At 59.9% G+C, this 17411-nt stretch carries 16 protein-coding genes; 5 read left to right on the top strand and 11 right to left on the bottom strand.

Features of this window, described 5'->3' with window-relative positions:
* Positions 1-190: 190 nt before the first annotated feature.
* Both BV106_RS16295 and BV106_RS16290 read left to right on the top strand, forming a co-directional pair.
* Positions 191-904 (top strand): hypothetical protein, encoded by a 714-nt coding sequence (locus BV106_RS16295; protein WP_038166442.1) that lies wholly within the window; start codon positions 191-193, stop codon positions 902-904.
* A gap of 38 nt (positions 905-942) precedes the next feature.
* Positions 943-2076, top strand: a complete 1134-nt coding sequence (locus BV106_RS16290; RefSeq protein ID WP_038166440.1) for a hypothetical protein — start codon at positions 943-945, stop codon at positions 2074-2076.
* An 84-nt stretch (positions 2077-2160) separates the two neighbouring features.
* On the opposite strand, the gene BV106_RS16285 is transcribed toward BV106_RS16290, so the two are convergent.
* The 5 genes from BV106_RS16285 to BV106_RS16265 all read right to left on the bottom strand — a co-directional run bounded on the left by BV106_RS16285 (position 2161) and on the right by BV106_RS16265 (position 7774).
* Positions 2161-4227 (bottom strand): cation:proton antiporter, encoded by a 2067-nt coding sequence (locus BV106_RS16285; RefSeq protein ID WP_038166438.1) that lies wholly within the window; start codon positions 4225-4227, stop codon positions 2161-2163.
* Between the two features lie 463 nt (positions 4228-4690).
* Complete coding sequence (locus BV106_RS16280) at positions 4691-6067, bottom strand: serine hydrolase (protein ID WP_038166437.1); 1377 nt, start codon at positions 6065-6067, stop codon at positions 4691-4693.
* 201 nt (positions 6068-6268) lie between these two features.
* Positions 6269-6469, bottom strand: coding sequence for a helix-turn-helix transcriptional regulator (locus tag BV106_RS16275; RefSeq protein WP_038166436.1), 201 nt, complete (start codon positions 6467-6469; stop codon positions 6269-6271).
* A complete protein-coding gene (locus tag BV106_RS16270; RefSeq protein WP_038166435.1) occupies positions 6466-6885 on the bottom strand; it encodes a hypothetical protein in 420 nt (139 codons plus the stop codon). Before BV106_RS16270 ends, BV106_RS16275 begins: the two co-directional genes overlap by 4 nt.
* Positions 6886-7060: 175 nt before the next feature.
* Positions 7061-7774: an HAD family phosphatase gene (locus BV106_RS16265; RefSeq protein ID WP_051945949.1), complete on the bottom strand. Its 714-nt coding sequence runs from the start codon at positions 7772-7774 to the stop codon at positions 7061-7063.
* 69 nt (positions 7775-7843) lie between these two features.
* Here BV106_RS16265 and BV106_RS16260 point away from each other — a divergent pair, with 69 nt between their 5' ends.
* A complete protein-coding gene (locus BV106_RS16260; RefSeq protein WP_038166434.1) occupies positions 7844-8728 on the top strand; it encodes a LysR family transcriptional regulator in 885 nt (294 codons plus the stop codon).
* 9 nt (positions 8729-8737) lie between these two features.
* On the opposite strand, the gene BV106_RS16255 is transcribed toward BV106_RS16260, so the two are convergent.
* The gene (locus tag BV106_RS16255) at positions 8738-9241 is read right to left on the bottom strand and encodes a methylated-DNA--[protein]-cysteine S-methyltransferase (protein ID WP_038166433.1); all 504 of its coding nucleotides are present in this window, start codon (positions 9239-9241) and stop codon (positions 8738-8740) included.
* Positions 9242-9384: 143 nt separating this feature from the next.
* Between BV106_RS16255 and BV106_RS16250 the strand changes: the two genes are divergently transcribed.
* Together BV106_RS16250 and BV106_RS16245 are read left to right on the top strand one after the other, a co-directional pair.
* A complete protein-coding gene (locus tag BV106_RS16250; RefSeq protein WP_051945948.1) occupies positions 9385-10860 on the top strand; it encodes an AlkA N-terminal domain-containing protein in 1476 nt (491 codons plus the stop codon).
* A gap of 397 nt (positions 10861-11257) precedes the next feature.
* Positions 11258-12937 carry a family 16 glycoside hydrolase gene (locus BV106_RS16245; RefSeq protein ID WP_265595751.1) on the top strand — a complete coding sequence of 560 codons (1680 nt, stop codon included), beginning with the start codon at positions 11258-11260 and terminating at the stop codon, positions 12935-12937.
* Positions 12938-13053: 116 nt separating this feature from the next.
* Here the strand turns inward: BV106_RS16245 and BV106_RS16240 are convergent, their stop codons facing one another.
* The 5 genes from BV106_RS16240 to BV106_RS16220 all read right to left on the bottom strand — a co-directional run bounded on the left by BV106_RS16240 (position 13054) and on the right by BV106_RS16220 (position 17398).
* The gene (locus BV106_RS16240) at positions 13054-13254 is read right to left on the bottom strand and encodes a helix-turn-helix transcriptional regulator (protein WP_038166431.1); all 201 of its coding nucleotides are present in this window, start codon (positions 13252-13254) and stop codon (positions 13054-13056) included.
* Between the two features lie 84 nt (positions 13255-13338).
* A complete protein-coding gene (locus BV106_RS16235) occupies positions 13339-13821 on the bottom strand; it encodes a DUF2975 domain-containing protein (protein ID WP_038166430.1) in 483 nt (160 codons plus the stop codon).
* Positions 13822-13988: 167 nt separating this feature from the next.
* Positions 13989-14798 carry a sugar phosphate isomerase/epimerase gene (locus tag BV106_RS16230; protein ID WP_265595750.1) on the bottom strand — a complete coding sequence of 270 codons (810 nt, stop codon included), beginning with the start codon at positions 14796-14798 and terminating at the stop codon, positions 13989-13991.
* Positions 14799-14943: 145 nt separating this feature from the next.
* Positions 14944-15558, bottom strand: a complete 615-nt coding sequence (locus tag BV106_RS16225) for a gluconate 2-dehydrogenase subunit 3 family protein (RefSeq protein WP_038166587.1) — start codon at positions 15556-15558, stop codon at positions 14944-14946.
* Between the two features lie 28 nt (positions 15559-15586).
* Positions 15587-17398 (bottom strand): GMC family oxidoreductase, encoded by a 1812-nt coding sequence (locus BV106_RS16220; protein ID WP_038166427.1) that lies wholly within the window; start codon positions 17396-17398, stop codon positions 15587-15589.
* Between the last annotated feature and the right edge of the window lie 13 nt (positions 17399-17411).

The following is a 17411-nucleotide window of genomic DNA, read 5'->3' as shown; positions in this document are numbered from 1 at the left end:
AGTCAAGAGAGAGAACGAAGGGAAGCAGATTCCTTTCCTAATTCCGGCAAATTATCTGTTTTTGAAGAGAATTGTCAATGCAAGAGCCGCAAAAGGTGGCCTGACAGACGATATTGTAACAGTCTCTACCTCAACCTCTGCGGATGGAGATTGATAATTTAACACTGTTACATTATTTTTCATAGTTAAGATGATGACGTGCCCTCGTTGCGGCTCCCCCGTCGAACCGGCCCAGGCCGAGTGCGGCGGTTGTGCGTTCTCGCTGGCGGCCGTCATTGGCACCTTCGGCCACAAACTCGTCCAGCTGGACCGGCTCACTGATGCCGCGAACTGCCTCCGGCTCCGGGATGCCCAGGCGATCGATGAATACCTCGAAGATTTGGAGGCCGATTTTCCTCAAGTCTTCTTCGCGGTCTACTTCGGGGTGTTGCCCCCCTCCTTTTCCCCAGGCGAGCTCAGCTTTTGGCTCCTGAATCACGCCGCCTTCAACAATGAGGAGCTTAAAAAGCTCAATGAGTTCGCTGTTCTCCTCATTGTGGATCCGGTGGGGAAGTGTGCCGGCATCAACGTCGGCTACGCCCTCGAACCCCTCCTGACCACCAAGAAGCTGCAAAAGGTGCTTCAGACCATCCGCACTCCCCTCTGGCACGGGGAGTTGGTCAGCGCGGTGACCTCTGCTCTGAGCAAGGTGGCCAAACTGCTGCGCCACGCCGGGAAACCCACCCAAGCTTCCAGCAATCTCGAAGCTCCGGGCTCCACCCAGGAGTTTATGGGCCGCTCCGGCCTTCGCTCACTCCGCCCCGCCGACAGCGCGCCCCCGGTCCGGGAAGCCGATTTCGAATGGCGGCACCGGGAGCGAGATCGAGATCGCGAACGGGACAGTGACGACCTCCCTTACATTTAGAAGACTCCACCGAAACCGCATCCCCTTACCTCCCACTCGTGCGCTCCCGGCTCGCCATCCTGCACCTCACTCTCTTCGCCACCGTGTCCCTGCACGGTGCCGCAGAGGAGGACACGCTGCCTCTGCCCAAGTGGACCGCGGCGGACGGGATCAGCGCCCTGCCTGCTGAGGACGGCGCTCCGATGGAGAACGCCCTCCTGCCCAACGACATGAATTTCATCCGCGAGATGGAAGGCATGGACAGCATGGGCAACAGCACCGCTTCCACCGCCCCTGCCGCCCCCAAGAGCGCCTTCGACGGATTCTTCTTTTTCATCCCCAAGGGCAACAAGACCAAACCCAAGCCAGCCCCCAGCCCTCCGCCACTGCTCGCCGCCCCCCGTCGTCTCATCGAAGTGGGGCCGGATTTCCTCGCCAAATGCGAGTCCTCCGACTCTGACGATCACCTCTTTGATCCCAATCCCGTCCTGCCAGAGACCCAGGGGGAAACGCTCCGCCGACTGCTGAGCTACCACGCCGAGGAGTCGGCCATGACTGCCAACATGCTGCTGCTGGACGAGAACCAGAAACTTCCCGCTGGCATGGACCTCGCACGGATCGCCGGAGGTCGTCTCCTGGAAGGTCACCAGTGCCTGGTGGTTTACGCTTTGGGCCAGCCCCTCCGGTCACGCCTCTTCATGAGTCACAAGGTCACTGCCGTGGTACCAGCCAGCTACCTGCAGACCTTGTTGCGCGCCTGCGTTGCGGACTCACTTCAGGCCACTGAGCCAGAGGAGCAGTTGCAGCGCTTTGCCACCCAGCTCTCCATCCGGCTCATCTGGATGGAACGCGCCTACCCGGGTGCTTTCCGGGCAGCAGCCCAACCGGAGCCTCCTCCCGTGCTGCAGGCTGCCCAGCAGGATCCCATGCCCGAAGTTTCTCCCCCCTCCCCTCCAGAGGCCCTACCGTTGCTGGATCAGGCCCGGGACATCTGGGGCCGATCCTGGCCCGCCGCAGCATGGTCGCTCGGCGGTCTCATTGTCCTGGGCATTTTGACCTCCCTGGGTCTCAAGACCCTCCGTCGCAAGCGCAGCCAGACTGTCTGGATCCTGCCCGAACTTCCGGCCAAAAACCAGACCCGCCTCGGCGGCCCTCATTGCGGCGGCGGCGGCGCGTGGGTGAAGTACGGGTGAGAGTTTTCAGTTTGAAGTTTTCAGGGCGCGAATGGGTTCAGCCGCACGGTTCATGAGCCAACACGCAGAGAAAGAACCAAGAACCTACCCCCCAAACACCCTCCTGGCTTCTACGATTTGCCCCTCAGTTCCGAGCAACAACACGGTGTCACCGGCCTTCAGCTCTTCGCTCACCCCCGGGTTGATCACATTGGCCCCTTCAGCTACCCGCTCAATCCCCACAATGCTTGCGCCGGTCAAAGTGCGCAGCTGAATCTCCGCAATCAGTTTGCCAGCAACGGGCGAGCCTTCAATGACCTGAACCATCACCAGTTGAGCCTCGCGCAACAGCGGAGGCAGCACTGGAGCCTCCACCACCTGCCCGTGCCCGTGCCCTGAGACTCCGACCTCCCGTTGATCAGGAGGCTCGCTCAGCGTCTGCTGCAGTGCGATCTGGGCCTTGGAGTGCACCCTGATGAAAGCCCGGCGCAGCAGCACTGCCGTACCGGCCAGCACCACCGCCAGCACTACCAGCAGGTTCGTGGAAGGCAGGAGCGCGGAGCTCAGCACGAGCAGGTACAGCACCAGCCCGGCACAGCCGGCCACGAAGAGCGTCTGGGAAATGACCGCGCGGATGGCCGGGGTACGTTCACCGCCCGCGGCGCGGCTCACACTCATCTCACTCACCAGCATGCCAAAGGCCTGCCACTTCCGCACCGCCGCAATGATCATGGGCAGACTTACCACCATGGCCGCGAGCCAGATGGCTCCCTTCCACCCATTCTGCCCCCCAGGAATCTCCGGCACCCAGGCCCAGTCCCGGCCATGGTCTTTGAAGTAAACCGCCGCAATGAACACCGCCGCGATCAAGAGGAGGTTCAACGCAATCTGCCACCCCCACTTGCGCAGGAACACCCCGGCGGACTTCCTTCCACGGTTCGCGGAAAGTCCGCCCACCCATTCCGTATAGGCATTCAGCGAGGCCATAAGCCCCGGCGGCATCCACCTGACCAGCAACCCCACCGCAGAGTCGGAACTGCGGATGAGGTAGGGCGTGGACAGGGTGGTCAACGCTGACACCGCCACCGCGATGGGGTACAGGAAACCGCTCGTGACCTTCAGCGACAACCCCAGCGCGGCGATAATGAAGGAGAACTCCCCGATTTGCGCCAGCCCCATGCCCACCCTCATGGATGACTTCAGGTCATTGCCCGCAATGAAGGTGCCGAAGAAACACGTCAGAACCTTCCCCACGATCACCGCCAGCGTGATGACCAGAATGGGCAGCCAGTACTGGGCCAGCAGGGCAGGGTCAATGAGCAGCCCGATGGACACAAAGAATACCGCACTGAAGAGATCCCGCACCGGATGCATCAGGTCCTCGATCTGCGCGATCTGCCGGGCCTCCGCGATGATGGCACCGATGAGGAACGCTCCAAGCGCCACACTGTAACCCAGCTTCACCGCCAGGAGCGAGACGCCAAAGCACAAGCCCGTCACGGTCACCAGCAGCATCTCATTGCTCTTGAACTTGGCCACATAGTTCAGAAGTCGCGGCACAAGGATGAGGCCAGCCACCAGCAACACTCCCAGGAAGGCGCTCAAGCGCCCCACCGTAGCCGCCACCTCACCGATTCCCAACTCACCCGTCGTGGCAAAGGCTGACAGCATCGCGATCATGAGGATCGCCAGGATGTCTTCCACGATCAGGATGCCGAAGATGAGCTGGGCAAACCGCTCCCTGGTCTTCCCAATCTCCTCGAGCGCCTTGATGATGATCGTGGTCGAGGAAATGGAGAGTATGGCTCCGAGGAACACGCTGTCCATGGTGTTCCACCCGAAGGCCAGCCCCAGCTGATAGCCGACCCATACCATAAACAGGATCTCAAACGCCGCCGCCACCAGCGCCGTGACTCCGACCTGGGTCAGTTTCCTGAGACTGAATTCCAGCCCAAGCGCGAACATCAGGAAGATCACCCCCAGCTCGGATAACGTCTCGATGGTATGCTGATCTGAGATCAGCGGGAACGGCGGAGTATGCGGCCCGATAATCAGGCCAGCCAGAATGTATCCCAGCACCACCGGCTGCTTGAGCTGACGAAAAATAATCGTGACCACCGCCGCGACAATCATCACAACAGCGAGGTCTTGAAGGAAAGAGACGTGATGCATGCGGAGGATAGAAGGCGGAGATCCCGATGGCAACGTAACAGTTGCCCACGGAAACGAGTCCAGCACCGATTTTGATCGGGTTCTTTGGAGAAAAAAATCCTGTGGGTTGCCTGATCCGGCGACTCAGCAGCCCCCCCCTCCAACACCGCAAGCTCCCACAACGCCCAATCCACCTCAACACCCCCCAACAGCTGATCCCGCGCAGCGGGATTTTGGGACTGCGGTGAGAATCACCGCTTTGGCTGGGTCTTGTGATTTACTTGAACCCTTCGTTCCCCACCGAAGCCCACATCCTCCGCTCCGTTCATCCGGCATTTCCACCGACACAGGACTCCCAAAAGCGGCGACTCTCGCCGCAGTCCTAAAGATGCTTCGCATCCAGATGTTGACCGCTTCTCCATCAAATCCCACTCACCAAGCCTCCATCCCGCTCAGTTCATGAGCCAACACGCAAGCTAAACCCTCACTTCCTCAATACCTTGGCCGCCAAGCCATCCACCGACTCTCCAGAATTGCTCAGCACCACCACTCCAAAATCCCGGTTGCGAACAAACCCGCAGAAGCTGCTGAACCCAAACGTCCCGCCATTGTGCCAGGTGAGCTCATCCCCATTCTTTAGGCGGGTGAGTTGCCAGCCCAGCGCGGCCGCTTCACGCCCCTGTCCCGTGGTTTTGGTGAGAGCCAGTCGCACCGCCTCGTCGCGCGGATGCAGGTGAGCTTCCAGGTACACCAACATGTCCTTCATGGTCGAACGCACACCACCGGCAGGAGCCCAGTCTCCTAGAGTCCACGCTGGCGTCTCAGTCCCCTTTTCATCATATCCCGGCACCATTCTCGCCGGATCGCGGGTTCCCACCATGGTATCTGCCAGCTTGAGCGGCCGGCAGATGCGCTCTTCCACCAATGTGGCATAGGACTTTCCCCACACGTTCTGCATCGTGCGCCCCAGCACCGCCGCGCCCAGATTGGAATACTCCTCATGCACCCCCGGTTCGGAGTTCAAGGAAACCCGCTCCAGAAATGCCGCAATCATCTTCCAGTCATGATTCGCATAGGGTTGCTGAGGATTGTAGCCCTGCTGCTTGTCGATGTCATCCGCCAGTCTCGGCAGGCCGGAGGTGTGGTTGGCCAGTTGCACCAGCCGGATCGGCTGGTTCTTTTTCGCCAGATGGCTCCATTCTCCCGGTCCCAGCAGAGGGCGGATGTCCGCGTCCAGCGCCACCTTCTTTTCCACCACCGCCTGAGCCAGCAGCAGCGCGGTGAAGGTCTTCGTAATGGATCCGATCTCGTAGATCGTCTCACCGCTGGGCAATTTGCCACTGCCGGGAGACGTCTCCCCATAGTTGTAAATCTGGGTCCCCCAGTCTTCCAGCACTCCCACCGTCAGGCAGGGCACCTTGCTCTTGAGATAAAACTCCAGCACCGCCTCGTGCACCTTCTTGTCCGTCGCTGTTTTTAGGGGATTGTCATGCTTCGGCTCAGCGCGCAGGGCCTGCCCGGCAGGAGCCTTCGGCTTGCCTGGGCGAAAGATCATTCCCCCGATCTTCCCCTGCCCGTCCACCACCAGTCGCAACGTGCAGACGCCTTTCGCCCCCTGCACTTCATAGACACGAGTCTCCTTGTCGGCGAAGGCAAAGGTAATCGCCGTGAACTCGCCATACGGCTCGCGCAGAGAAGTGCCAAAGAACTTCTCCGTCGCTTCCAGGCTCAACTGCTCCTGAAACTCCGCCGAAAGCATCTTGTACAAGGCAGCATAGTCTCCGGCGTTGTAGCGCTCTTTGATCCGTTCACACGCTTCATCGTGGGCAGCTCGATCCGCAAGTTGGGCAATGGAAGTCATAAGACTGGTAAGCCAGGCAAACATAATCAAAAGAGTGCGGTGAATCTTCATATTCATGATGAACGGTGAACGTGACGGTTGGGCCGGTCTGTTCCCGCTGCATCATGGTGGGCAGAATGCCCGGGATGAGACAGGAAACAGGCGATGATGTTCTGGTTTGATCTGAAAAAAATGGTACCCCGTCCTGTCGGATTGACTGACTCAGTCCCCCTCTTCCAAGGCGAACAATTCCTCCACCCGGATCGCAAACCGCCGAGCCAGCTTCAATGCCAGCACCGTGGACGGCACAAACTTGCCCGTCTCAATGGCATGGATGGTCTGTCGGGACACCTCCACGGCATCGGCCAGATCCTGCTGCGTCAGATTGTGGCGAGCACGCTCCACCTTAAGCTGGTTCTTCATTCATCCGCGCCCTCCCTTCCCTTCCACCAGGCATACAGCCGCCAGCCGTAAAGCTGCGAGTGGAAGACCAGCGCATACACCAGCAACATAAAGTTCGTCTGGTAGCCCACGTCCACCGAGGGATCCTGCCGCGCCCAGGCATAGGTCTTGACTGACATGCGCACCACGATCAGCACCACCACCGCCCATTGCAATGAGGTCAGGCGCAGCCGCGCGATCCACTCATCCTCCACCTTCTCCCGAGCGCAGGTGATGAAGAGCAGGCCCGCCATGCAAAGACACTGCACCAACAGCCCCACTCCGGAGGTGAGATCATCCATCGGTGGCAGCGTCACCGCCACATAGATGAACGTGCCCACATAGAGCAGCACGCCCAGCCACTTGAACCATCGAGGCAACAAAATGCGCGGAAGCATAGGGGAGTCGTGGTGACGCCTCAAGCTACGCGCATACTTTACATGATGTAAAGTATGTTTTACATAAAAAGATCAAGAGACACCAGACTGCCAGACTCCAGACATCAGACCTGAGCCCTCCCTTGCGGCCCATCAACCCAGCGCAGCGCCTCAACCAGCGCAGCGCGAAGCGCGCCTAAACCCCATAGGCATCCACCACCACATCTGCACCCGCAGCAAGCAAGGTCTCTTTCGGGAAGCTCGTGGTGAGCCCCACCACCCGGCAGCCCGCCGCCTTGCCGGACTTCACCCCATTGATGGAATCTTCAATCACCAAGCACTCGGCCGGGATCACGCCCAAGCGCTCCGCCGCGAGCAAGTACGGCTCCGGGTCCGGTTTGCCACGTTTCACGTCATCGCCGGTCACCACCGTTTCAAAGAGCCCGTTTAGACCAAACGCATCAAACGCCATCTGCTGCATGCTGGGCGCCGCCGAGGTCGCTACCGCCAGACGCAGACCGGACTCGCTGGCCACCAGCACAAACTCGCGCGCCCCGGGGATGAGTTTAACCAGGGAGAAACGCTCCACATACAGGTCGAACGCCCGCTTCATCACAGCCGGCGCCTCGCGACCTGCATCAGGAAACAACCGCATCAAACCTGCCGCCACCTGGCGTTCGGGCACCCCCTTGAAACTCAGCACCTCTCTCTCTTCCAGCGCCCGACCACCCATTTCTTCTGCCAGTGCAGAAATGCAGGCGGCATGCACCGGCTCAGAGTCAATCAAGACACCATCCATGTCGAACAAGATGGCCTTCATACCGTCCAGCAGGCAGGAGCCCGGCTGCAGTCTCACTTTTGACTTTCCACCACATTTCACTTCGGGTTCCAGTTCAAGGGTTGCGTTCATGATCAAAGGTTCCCCAATGTGCCCGATTCTTCCAATGGCATAAATTCATGATGGTGATAACCTTGCGTTATGGACATCCGCGAACTGCGTTCTTTCGTCACCCTGGCTGAGCAGCTCCACTTTGGACGTGCTGCCAAGTTGCTGAACCTGAGCCAGCCTGCGCTGACCAAGCAGATTCTGCGAATGGAGGAGGACCTGGGCTCGCCCCTCTTTGAGCGGGACAGCCACGGCACCCAGCTCAGCGCAACGGGACGCCGATTCCTTCAAGAAGCCCGTCCGGTGCTCGCGGCCTTTGAGCGACTCCTCACCCAGGGCCGGCAGTCCGCCCTGGGTGAGACCGGCAGTCTGCACGTTGCCTTCGGCTTCCACACATTCGAGCTGGTGCCCCGCCTCATGGTGAAGTTTCGGGAACAATGTCCGGAGGTGGAAGTGAGCCTGCGTGACCTCTCATCGGCCGAGCAGATTGAAGGCCTGTCCAACGGACGGATTGACCTCGGGTTTGTGCGACAGCCAGCTCCGTCCCACCTCCAGTCCATGCCCGTCATCAAAGACCGGCTGTCCCTTGTTTCCTCCTCGAACTCCCCGCTCCGGGAAAACGCCACCTTGGCAGATTGCCGCAACGAGCGCTTCGTGGCCATCTCCGAGAAGCGCGCGCCTGGCTTTCATCACCACATGCTTCTGCTCTGTGCCAAGCACGGCTTCCACCCTCGCATTATCCAGGAGGTGTCGGAGATCACCACCGCTCTCGCCCTGGTCCGCGCCGGCCTTGGCCTTGCCGTTGTTCCCCAGTCCACGGCCACCAGTGAATTCGCAGGCATCCGCTTTCATCCTCTGCGGGATAAAGAAGCCGCCTGGACCGTCGGCGCCGCCTGGCGCAAAGGCGACTCCAATCCTGTATTGAAGCGCTTTCTCGACCTCTTGCGTCGTGAGACATCGGTGAATGGCAGGAAGTAACCGGGCGAGCTAGCTTGTCAGTCCCAACTCATCATTCCCAACTTCCAGCTTCAGCAGCACACTCTTCGCCTCTAAGCCGCCAGCGAATCCCGTGAGCTTGCCGTTGCTGCCAATCACCCGATGGCAGGGCACCACGATGGAGATAGGGTTGCGCCCGTTGGCCGCCCCAACCGCACGCACCGCCTTGGGCCGGCCGATCTGCTGGGCAATCTGCCCATAACTGCGGGTCTCCCCAAAGGGAATGGTCGACAGCGCCCGCCACACATCTTTCTGAAATGCTGTACCCACGGCCGCAAGCTTGATCTCAAACTGCTTCCGACGGCCCGCGAAATAGTCATTCAACTGGCGCTCCACCTCCAGCAAGACTGGGTGCTGGTCATCATGCTCGGTTTCGCCCAACGGCACTCGCTTGGGATCGTCGTCTTCCCAAAGAATCGCCGCCAACCCGTGATCGCTAGCCACCAGCGTGAGTTCTCCCACGGGTGATTTCATGGTCTTGTAAACGTGCTTCATGGTCTTCCTCAGATGATCTACGGCACCAGCATGCCACGGGAGGTGGATTATCGCTGGCCGTTTTCGGACATGAAAGTAAAATGACATCGACGTCCGAAAACGGCGAGTTTTGGAACCCCGGTGCAGCTACCTTGCTCCCAGCCATGAACGATCCAGAAGGAAGCTCACTCATTGATGACCAGGCGGCATACCAGGCCCTCACCTCGCACGATCCGCGATTTGACGGAGTGTTCTTCGTAGGGGTGACCTCCACGGGCGTGTACTGCCGCCCCATCTGTCCTGCCAAAGTGCCCATGCTAAAGAATTGCCGATTCTTCGCCAGTGCCGAGGCGGCAGAGAAGGCGCAATTCCGCCCTTGCCTGCGCTGCCGGCCCGAGCTCGCCCCCGGCCATGCCCCGGTGGACAATGCCCAGCGCATCGCCCACCTGATCACCCACCGCATGAATGAGGGTTTGCTGGAGGATGGCACCGGGATCGAGGAAATCGCGAGCGAGTTCGGGGTAAGTTCACGCCAGCTCCGCCGCATTGTGCAGAAGGAACTGGGCGTCTCCCCCATCGAGCTCCTCCAGACCCGCCGGCTGCTCCTGGCCAAGCAGTTGCTCACAGAAACCCGGCTGCCGGTGATCGAGATCGCCTTTGCCAGCGGTTTCTCCAGCCTGCGACGGTTCAATGACGCCTTCAGCGCCCAGTACCGCATGCCTCCCACGCGGTTGCGGAAGGAAGCCACCACCAATGGGGACACAGCGGCTCCAGCCTCAGACACCTCCACCCTCCAGCTCAGCTACCGCCCGCCCTATGACTGGCTGGCCATCCTGGACTTCTTGCGCGGTCGCATGATCAAGGATGTTGAGCACGTCACTGGGGAGAGCTACACCCGCACGGTCCGCCTTGGCAGTCATACTGGCTGGGTGCGGGTGACGCAGGCACCGCAGAAACACGCCCTGCTCGTGGAGTTCACCCACTGCCTCGCCCCCGTGCTGCCTGCTTTGCTGGACCGGCTGCGCAACCTCTTCGATCTGGCGGCGCGTCCTGACTTGATTTCCTCGCACCTCTCCCAGGATCCCCTCCTGCGCCCCAGTCTGGAGTCCCACCCCGGCCTGCGTGTGCCCGGAGCCTTTGACGGATTCGAACTCGCGGTCCGCGCCATCCTGGGTCAACAGGTCACCGTGAAGGCCGCCACCACCATCTCCTGCCGCTTCGCTGCCGCCTTTGGAGAGAAGATTGAAACCCCGTTCCCCGAACTCACCCGACTCTCACCTCAGGCCGGACAAGTGGCCCGCGCCACCCTGGACGAAGTGGCCCGATTGGGCATCGTCGCCGCCCGCGCCAATTGCATCCTCGGTCTCGCCAGAGCGTATCAGGACGGCACCCTCAAACTCGACGCCGGCACCCCACCCGACAGCGCGATTGCCAATTTGGTCACCCTTCCAGGCATCGGCCCATGGACCGCCCATTACATAGCTATGCGCGCCCTGCGCTGGCCCGACGCCTTCCCCAAGGAAGACATCGCCGTGCGGAACAAGCTCGGCGGAGTGACCGCCAAACGCGCAGAGGAAATGTCCCACCGCTGGCGCCCCTGGCGGAGCTACGCCGTTCTGCACGTCTGGAAATCACTCTGAGCCAAAAAGTAATCCAGAGCTTTAGCTCGTCAGTCGCAAGCCCACGTCTATAGCCCCGGCGTTTGACAACCACCGCCGGCAACCCCTGCGCATAGGCTGATGGCCCACCTTGCGTCAGTCAAAATCGTTCCTCAAAGAGGATGCGGCCACAAGCCCCACGTTGACGAGCTTCCAGCGAGTCTACGTGGGGTTGAAGAGGGAGGAGCATTTACTCCGCAGGAGTTTCGGCGGTCCGACTGGCCACATCCTTCAGAGGCTCTTTGCGGATACTGCACAGGTTCACCTCCACGAACCCTCTCCTGCCCACACTTCTAGCTTCCCATACGCCCAATCCCCAAATTCTCCGAATGATTCCCCACCCACCCACGTATGCCCTCCCACGCTCAAGCCTACTCCCATGCCCCGCCCCGCCCTTCTCGTTTGTTCTCTCGTCCTGGCCGCCAGCAGTGTCGCCAGCTTTCCCGCCGTAGCGCAGGAAAAAGCCCCCTCACCTGCTAGCCCTGCCAAGCCAGCACCTGTACCTGCGACCTCTCCCGTGGCATCGACGCCGCCGGAAGGCTTCCGCACTCTTTTCAACACCAAGGATCTGAGCGGCTGGCACGGCCTGAATCCGCACTCCGTCGCCAAGCTCACCGGTGAAAAGAAGGAGGCGGCCCTCAAGCAGATGCGGGATGACTTCGCGAACCATTGGCGCGTTGAGAACGGCGACCTCGTCAACAACGGCACCGGCCCCTACGCGACGACCGATGAAGAGTTCGGCGACTACGAATTGATGCTCGAATACAAGACGGTGGCCAAGGCCGACAGCGGCATCTACCTGCGCGGCGTGCCGCAGGTGCAGATCTGGGATTCGAACCAGGTCTTCGATCCCACCAAGCCGGACCGCCGCCCCCATCTGGGCTCAGGCGGCCTCTTCAACAACTCGCCGAAGACTCTCGGGCGTGATCCCATTGAGCTTAAAGACAAATCCTTCGGCCAGTGGAACACCTTTCGCATCAAGCACATCGGTGACCGTGTTTGGGTGACGTACAACACCCGCCTTGTAGTCGACGGCGCACGCATGGAAAACTACTGGGACAAGACCCAGCCCTTCCCAACCAAGGGCCCCGTCATGCTGCAAACGCACGGAGGCGAGATCCGCTGGCGCAACGTCTTCATTCGCGAAATCAAAGAAGCCGAGGCCAAGAAGTTTGCGGCGGAGAATCCTCTAATCCCAAACCCCACGGAATACGATGTGGCCTATGGCCCGCACCCGAAGCAGGTCCTGCACTTCTGGAAGGCGGAGTCCACCAAGCCGACCCCGCTCTTGTTCTTCGTCCACGGCGGTGGGTGGACCGGCGGCGGCCGCTTGAGCGGCGTCACCAAGATGCTACCAGAGATGCTCAAGGCTGGCATCTCCGTCGTTTCCGTGGAGTATCGCTTCGTGGGGGAGGCCACCAAGGACGGAGTCGTCCCCCCTGTCAAAGGCCCCCTCCACGATGCAGCGCGCGCCCTCCAACTGGTGCGGAGCAAAGCCGCGGAGTGGAACATCGACAAAACGCGCATCGGCGCCTGCGGCGGCTCGGCCGGAGCCTGCACCTCCCTCTGGCTCGCTTTCCACCCTGATCTGGCTGATCCGAAAAACGCCGACCCCATTGCCCACGAGTCCACCCGCCTCTGGTGCGCAGCCGTGCTCGGTGCCCAGACCTCCCTCGATCCCCAGCAGATGAAGGAGTGGATGCCCAATAGCAGCTACGGCGCACACGCTTTTGGCATCACGGGCGACCCGGTGAAAAAGACCACCTCCTTCGCCGAGTTCCACGCGAAGCGCGAAACCATCCTCCCCTGGATCGCCGAGTACTCGCCCTATGCCCTCGTCACCTCCGATGATCCGCCCATCTACATGTCCTACTCAGAGGCCCCCGCCATGGGACAGAACCAGAAGGACCCCGCGCACTCTGCGAACTTCGGCGTGAAGCTCCAAGAACACTGCCGCGCCACCAACGTCCCCTGTGAACTGGTCTATCCCGGCGCCCCCGACGTGAAACACGCCACCGCTCAAGATTATCTCCTCGAACGACTGAAGGCGGAGAAATAAGCTCAAGATTGCAGAAGGCCAGACCTCAGACGCCCGACTTGGGGCAGGAGGGAATGACCACCAAGGAGCGGCGGTTTGTGCCTCGTGCACAAACCGCCTTTTCATATAGCGCAAGGTCACTTGTACTCCAGAATGTCTCCCGGCTGACAATCAAGCGCCTTGCAAATCGCCTCCAAGGTGGACAGTCGAATCGCTTTTGCCTTCCCATTCTTCAGGACGGAGATGTTGGCCATCGTGATGCCGACTCTCTCGGCGAGCTCGGTGACGCTCATCTTCCGTTTCGCCAGCATGACGTCGATGTTGATGATGATTGCCATGCGAGAAAGGATTGAGGAATTCGAAATGCCGATACCGGACTTTGAAGTTTGAAGTTTGAAGTTTGATTTTTTGAATCTTGACTCCTAAACCGTCAAATCGTTCTCGGCCTTCAGTTCCACGGCACTTTGCAAAGTCCTCTCAAACACGGCCGCCGCAGCTGCAATGACGGAGGAGACGAACATCAGAAAGAGGCCCATCATCACCCCGCCCGCAATGTCATCCTTGCCTCGCTGAAATAGGAAGATGTAGGCCTCTGCCCCCAGAATGAAACCAACCAGCGACATCGCGCAGTACTTGATGGTCCTCAGGGCATTCACCGACCGAAGCGAGAACACCTCATTGCGTCCCACATAACCCAGGAGCCTGAAAGCCTGGTAAAGCGCAGTGAAGAAAGCGATCGAAGCCAGATACACATACGCCAAGAACGGATCGTTGAAGTAGACCTGATAAACCGTGGCATGCGCATTCCTGCCTTCAAGGTGAGGCTCCCAAAGCATCAAGCCAAGAGCAACCATGCCGACCAGCACAATGACCACCTGGAGAAAGACCGTGGAGCTTTTCTTCATGCTCCGACCCTATCCCGACATTTATCGTTTTTCGATATTCATTTATCGTTATCTTCAAAGCGCATCCATCCCGCGCTGGACACTATCGCGCATTTGTCAGCCGGGTTCGTTCCCCAACACCAATCCACCGCCACCAGCCCCACCGCACCCGGCCAAACGACAGTTGCCTAGCGGCGCAGTTCGGAGTTGAAGCCCAGCTTCTGCGCCAGCATGGCGAAGCTCCGCTTCGCCGCCGCCACCGGATCGTAGCCTGGCTTGTTGAAGACCATGGCACTCACTTCGACGACTACAGGGCCGCTCCAACCGGACTGCGTCAACAATGTCGTGAACCGAGCGTAATTGGTGCGGCCCTCGCCCGGCAGGAGGAACTGGACGTTCTTCGCATCGCCCGCGGAGTCTTTGACGTGGATGAAGCGCGTCTCGAAGATGAGCGGCTTGAGCGTGGCTTCCATCTCCATTCCCTGGAGTTCAAAGTGGCTGTAGTCGTAACAGAGTTTCACGAATGGACTTGCGGCTTGCGCGTGCAGCCAGAGCAGTCGTTCCGGTGAATTCACCGCGCTGTTGACGTGTGCCTTGAGACAGATGGTGAGTTTGTTTTCAGCGGCGATTTTTGCCCAATCCCGCACCCGATCCGCCATTCTTTCCTTAAGCGCCTCCCAATCGGCGGGTTTACCACCCAGCACGGATTCCAGAATCGGCGGCGCACCGTGCGCGAGTTCGTATGCGAACTCGGCCGCGGTTTTGATATGCTCCAAGTTTTTCTCGTGCGCGGCATCGTCCACCACGAGGCTCAGGTTGTTCATCAGACCGGAGACGGTGAGTTGATGTCTGCCAAGTGACTCGCGAAGAGAGGCGCGATCCGCCGCAGACAGCCGGCTCGGTTCGGTTGGGAATCCCGCGTTGAGTGGGAGCTCAACGTTATGATAGCCGATCTCGGCACACACCCTGAGCGCTTCCGCGAGCGGCAGAGTCTTCATCCCATAGAGGCTGAAGCCAAGGCTGAGATTGGATTCTGCCGCCCCCGCCGGCAGGGGGATGTTTACCAACGCAAGTCCAGCGGTGGCGGCAGTTTGTTGAAGGAATTGGCGGCGAGTGGGCATGGTGTATTGAGTGGGGGCTGATTCAAGCAAGTCCGACATGCTTCAGCGCTTCAATGGGCGGACCTTCAAAGGTGGCAGTTGGCCTGTTGCCCACGTAGCCAATGCCCTGCATGCCCTCGGGCGTCGTGTAGTAGCCGCCCGCGGTGAGATCGCGGTAGCGCTTGAAGAATGAAGCGGGCTTCCTGTGTTCGGGCTTCACTTTTGCGCTGGCTACGTCCGCACAAATCGCGGTTTGCTGATCGTGAGTGAGATCAGCGAAGGGTTTGGAGAAACGACGTCTGGCTTCTTCGTCAAACCACTCCAAACCTTCGAGGATGACGCGGCGATCACCGGCTTGAGCGGGATACGGCGAACTGATCCATTCATCGATGAAGTCGGGCACTCCGACGGAGGAAGCGCTCGACGAGGCATCGTCAGCAGGGATGATCACATCGCATAAGGCACCCGCGGTGCGCCGCTGTGGCTCGGTGAGTGTGAGCGGCCACAAGTCGCCAGGCTTGTAGATCTTCGCCATCACTGGGTCAGGGCCGTAGCCTTTTGCCCGGACTGGAGCGTCGGCGGCAATGGCGAGGTGATCACGCGCGGCAAACGTTGCTGCAGCGCTGAGCATCCACTGAATGGCAACGCGGCGGTCCATGCGCGGGAGGTCGTCTGAGGAGCCCATGTCAGATATTTCCTTTCTTGAGTTCATCCATGAGGTGATCAGCCATGCGCCAGGCGAGGGCCATAATGGTCAGCGTGGGATTCTTGTCAGCAGTGCTGGCGAAGGGTGCGCCATCGGCAAGGAAGACATTCTTCACATCCCATGTCTGACTCCATAGATTGGTCACAGACTTTGCGGGGTCATCCCCCATGATGGCGCCTCCGACTTCATGAATGACCGTACCACCGGGCTTCAGGGACTTCAGCACATCGGCATCCGTCTTGGGCGAAACCTTGCCCCCCATCGCCTCGAGCAGCTCACCGATGTGCTTTTGCTGATGGCGCGCTTGATTGAGTTCAAAGTCGCTCCACTTCCAATGGAAGCGCAGCACCGGAATACCCCATTGATCCCGCACCGTCGGATCAAGTTCACAGAACGAACCATCATTGGGCAACATCGTGCCCTGTGCTCCGAATCCGACGCGGGAGCCGTAGTAGCGCCGTGCGTCTTCCTTGAGTTTCTTGCCAAAGAGCACGCCGCCGTTGCCTTCGAAGGTGTCGATACCATTCAGCGTGGTTAGTGATGGCATCTGTCGCCCGGTGGTGAATTCCAGGTGATAGCCACCGGGGAAGCCCAGCCCACCTTCTCGATTCTGGTCATGCAGCGTCCACGGCACATACGCATGAGGACCGCCTGCGCCGTCTTCATTGTGAATTGGCATTCCTTCAAAGGCCGGGATATGCGCACTGAGGCTCGTAGAAACAGAGTCCGTGATGTATTTGCCAACTTTACCGCTGGAGTTGGCAAGCCCTTGAGGAAAGGCATTCGACTTTGAGTTCAACAACAGGCGCACCGACTCCTGCGAACTCGCCGCCAGCACGACGACTCGCCCCTTGGCATGGCCTTCGCGACCACTGGTCTTGTCGATGAAGGCGATGCCTGTGGCCCGACCCTGCTTGTTGATCGTGACCTCACGCGCCATCGCGTTGGGCAAAATATCGAGATTCCCCGTCGCAAGGGCAGGTCGCAGGTGCACGGTTTGCGAATCGTAGTTCGCGCGGATCGAACATCCGCGATGGCAGTCCGTCGCCCAGAAGCACGGAGCCCGCAAACGCATGTGCTCCGCCAGAATGCGCTGGGCTGTGGCATTGTGCGGATGCAGCTTCGCCGGAATGGCCTCCGCGTCCTGCACCTGTGTGAGTACCGCACGATGAATGGAGGTGACGCGCGCATTCAACTTCTTCCCGTGCTTTTGGGCATACAGTTCGCCGACGCGCAACTTCGGTGCTGGCTGCAACACACCTGGCGATGAATCGGGTGAGTTCTCCAAACCTTCGTTTGTACCAAAGACACCGATCAGCATCTCCACCTTGTCATAGTAAGGTGCGACATCTTTGTAGCTGATCGGCCAGTCAAAGCCCGCGCCGAATCGCGTCCGCGGCTTGAAGTCATAAGGTCCGTTGCGCAGGGTGATACGCCCCCAGTGATTCGTGCGCCCTCCCATCATGCGCTGCCGCCACCAGCGGAACTGATTCGCCGGCTCCGGGTGGGCATTTGTGTAAGGCTCCCCCGGAATCTCCCAACCGCTATTGATCGAGCAATCGTGAAAACCGTATTGCTTGTCAGGCGTGGGCACGCCCCTCAAAGGCGCCTGACTGGGCAATTGAAACATGGCGACTTCCGTCGCCGGATCAAACGAACGCCCCGCCTCCAGCACGAGCACCTTCACGCCTTCCATGGTGAGCGTATAGGCCGTCTGGCCGCCGCCGGCCCCAGAGCCCACGATGATCACATCGTAGTTCTCCTGAAGTTTGTCATGGGTGATGACAGGCATTGGGGGGAGAATC

The sequence above is a fragment of the Verrucomicrobium sp. BvORR106 genome (genome assembly GCF_000739655.1).
Taxonomy (GTDB): Bacteria; Verrucomicrobiota; Verrucomicrobiia; order Verrucomicrobiales; family Verrucomicrobiaceae; genus Verrucomicrobium.
This window is presented reverse-complemented; position numbering and strand designations above follow the sequence as displayed.

Bases quoted from the DNA above. Each gene is read 5' to 3' on its own strand.
- BV106_RS16295 (WP_038166442.1), top strand. From the start codon at position 191: ATGATGACGTGCCCTCGTTGCGGCTCCCCCGTCGAACCGGCCCAGGCC.
- BV106_RS16285 (WP_038166438.1), bottom strand. From the start codon at position 4,227: ATGCATCACGTCTCTTTCCTTCAAGACCTCGCTGTTGTGATGATTGTC.
- BV106_RS16280 (WP_038166437.1), bottom strand. From the start codon at position 6,067: ATGACTTCCATTGCCCAACTTGCGGATCGAGCTGCCCACGATGAAGCG.
- BV106_RS16275 (WP_038166436.1), bottom strand. From the start codon at position 6,469: ATGAAGAACCAGCTTAAGGTGGAGCGTGCTCGCCACAATCTGACGCAG.
- BV106_RS16270 (WP_038166435.1), bottom strand. From the start codon at position 6,885: ATGCTTCCGCGCATTTTGTTGCCTCGATGGTTCAAGTGGCTGGGCGTG.
- BV106_RS16265 (WP_051945949.1), bottom strand. From the start codon at position 7,774: ATGAACGCAACCCTTGAACTGGAACCCGAAGTGAAATGTGGTGGAAAG.
- BV106_RS16260 (WP_038166434.1), top strand. From the start codon at position 7,844: ATGGACATCCGCGAACTGCGTTCTTTCGTCACCCTGGCTGAGCAGCTC.
- BV106_RS16255 (WP_038166433.1), bottom strand. From the start codon at position 9,241: ATGAAGCACGTTTACAAGACCATGAAATCACCCGTGGGAGAACTCACG.
- BV106_RS16250 (WP_051945948.1), top strand. From the start codon at position 9,385: ATGAACGATCCAGAAGGAAGCTCACTCATTGATGACCAGGCGGCATAC.
- BV106_RS16245 (WP_265595751.1), top strand. From the start codon at position 11,258: ATGCCCCGCCCCGCCCTTCTCGTTTGTTCTCTCGTCCTGGCCGCCAGC.
- BV106_RS16240 (WP_038166431.1), bottom strand. From the start codon at position 13,254: ATGGCAATCATCATCAACATCGACGTCATGCTGGCGAAACGGAAGATG.
- BV106_RS16235 (WP_038166430.1), bottom strand. From the start codon at position 13,821: ATGAAGAAAAGCTCCACGGTCTTTCTCCAGGTGGTCATTGTGCTGGTC.
- BV106_RS16230 (WP_265595750.1), bottom strand. From the start codon at position 14,798: ATGAAGACTCTGCCGCTCGCGGAAGCGCTCAGGGTGTGTGCCGAGATC.
- BV106_RS16225 (WP_038166587.1), bottom strand. From the start codon at position 15,558: ATGGACCGCCGCGTTGCCATTCAGTGGATGCTCAGCGCTGCAGCAACG.
- BV106_RS16220 (WP_038166427.1), bottom strand. From the start codon at position 17,398: ATGCCTGTCATCACCCATGACAAACTTCAGGAGAACTACGATGTGATC.